Source organism: Candidatus Cloacimonadota bacterium, from assembly GCA_011372345.1.
In the GTDB taxonomy this organism is placed as follows: Bacteria; Cloacimonadota; Cloacimonadia; order Cloacimonadales; family TCS61; genus DRTC01.
This window is the reverse complement of record DRTC01000405.1, coordinates 1-2,222: the sequence shown is the minus strand read 5'-3', so window position 1 is coordinate 2,222 and position 2,222 is coordinate 1. Positions and strand designations below refer to the sequence as shown.

The window sequence follows — 2,222 nt, the reverse complement described above, 5'->3', positions numbered from 1 at the left end:
GATAAAAACCGATATTAACAATATTTTTTTCATATTTTCCACTTCTGAATGTCAAATTTCCAGGCACCATTTCCAGGCTGGAATTATTTGAATTCTTTTTTTATCAATCATAACTTCCACATCTTCCTCAATATTCAGCAGGATCAAATCAGAATCGGGATAGATTTCGGACAGTTTCAGCAAAGCATCGATTTCTCTTTTGCGGGTTTGAGTATCCGAAATATCAAAACAAACCTGAACTATAATTGATACCTGCTCATTTTCTTTAATTAAAAAATCACATTCAAAGCCGTTATGATAATAAAAAACATGCTCATATTTCCTGATTAGATGGAGAAAGATCAGGTTTTCCAGTTGTCTGCCTTTATCTTGTGAGAAAGTGTAATTTACAGTTGAAAGAAGACCATTATCTACAGCATAAATTTTTTTCTTGTTTTTTTGTTGCTTACGATACGATTTTTCATTTTGATGAACCACAAAAAAAAGGAAGCAATCTCTACCGTAATCCAGGTATGAATATAGTTTATCTTTACTAGTTTGAAAACCGTTACTTTTCAAATTCTGATAAATTTTATGGATGGAAAATTCTGCTGATACAGTGTTCATTAATTGTTTAATAAAATGTTTCAGAACAATCGGATTCCTGACATTATATCTTTCTACAATGTCTCTGAAAATCATCACATCAAAATAGGACTGCAAGATTTTGCGTTGTATTTCAGGTTCAAATTTCACTGTTTCGGGATAACCTCCGGCAAATAAATAATTATCGAATGCGGATTTGATAATGGCTCTGTTTCGGGGAGAATAAATATCTTTCGGAGATATATCCATAAACCGGCAATATTCATTCAAGGATAATGGATACAAAGTATAGGAAAGGCTTCTACCTCGCAATTGAGTTGCTATTTCGCTGCTGATCATTTTTGATGTTGAACCGGTAATGAAGATTTTTTTACTTACGGAAGAATAAATCCTCGCGATAAATTTTTCCCAATTCTCTACTTCCTGTATTTCATCAAAAAAGAAGAATATATCTTCGTTTTGAATTTCCGGATATAATTCGAAATATGCATCTAAAATAGATTGCAGGTCTTTGGATTTTAAATCTAATCTTTCATCCTCAAAATTTATATAGAGAATTTGTTCCGGCTTGATTCCTGTTTCTAAAAGTTGATTTATCAGCGCAAAGAAATAGAATGTTTTTCCACACCTTCTGGTTCCCGTTAAAGCAATGATTTTATTGGTATCTATTGGAATTTTCAAATCCCGTCTGCATACATCTTTTTTAGGAATTTGTGTTTGAAAACCTCTGATGATCATCTTGAAAACATCTTTCATTTTTCCTCCCTACAAGGAAAAGATGAACACAAACTTTCCTTATTGGAAGGAAATGTCAATAATATTTTTGAAATACTCATAGAAGATTCCTTTTCAGAAGGATAATATTAATACTTTCTTTCCTTATTGGAAGGATAACACGGTATATTCTTTTCTCTTTCCTTTTTCTCCGGTTCAACGGATTCAACTGCTTTACCTTTCTCCATTTCTCCTTTTCTCCTTTTCTCCTTTTTTTATTCCTTCAAATATCCATAGATCTTCAAATCTTCTTCGGTAGCCAGAACTTCACGGGATTTACTTCCAACATGCGGACCAATAATTCCTGCTCTTTCCAGCATATCAACCAGTCTTCCTGCTCTCGCATAACCTATTTTGAAATGTCTCTGCAGCATGGAAACCGAGGCGACATTTGCTGTTACGACCGCAACTGCAGCTTCCGGGAAGAGTTCATCATCATAAGAAAACTCCTCCAGACCGACCTGTTCATCCTCGATGATCTTGATCTCCTGTTCCGGTTTTGGCTGGGTTTTCAGGTAACTCACCACATTATGAATTTCCGAATCCGAGATAAATGCCCCGTGAATTCTTTCTGTCATTGCTTTTCCGGGAGGGAGGAAGAGCATATCTCCTTTTCCCAATAATTTTTCTGCTCCATTGGCATCGATAATTACTCTCGAATCGATCTTGGATGAAACTTGAAATGCAATTCGAGATGGGAAATTTGCTTTAATAATTCCGGTAATGACTTTGATGGAAGGTCTTTGTGTTGCCAGAATGAGGTGAATTCCGATTGCTCTTGCCATTTGAGCAAGTCTGGTTATCGGGCGCTCTACTTCTCTACCGACAGTCATCATCAAATCAGCAAATTCATCGACAATAAT

General features: G+C 35.3%; 2 protein-coding genes. Both read right to left on the bottom strand.

The features are described from left to right. Nucleotides 1–51: 51 nt before the first annotated feature. Complete coding sequence (locus ENL20_07925; protein ID HHE38488.1) at nt 52–1,341, bottom strand: ATP-binding protein; 1,290 nt, start codon at nt 1,339–1,341, stop codon at nt 52–54. Between the two features lie 233 nt (nt 1,342–1,574). Beyond that, on the bottom strand, nt 1,575–2,222 hold a 648-nt coding region (locus tag ENL20_07920), incomplete at its 5' end, for a cell division protein FtsK (protein HHE38487.1).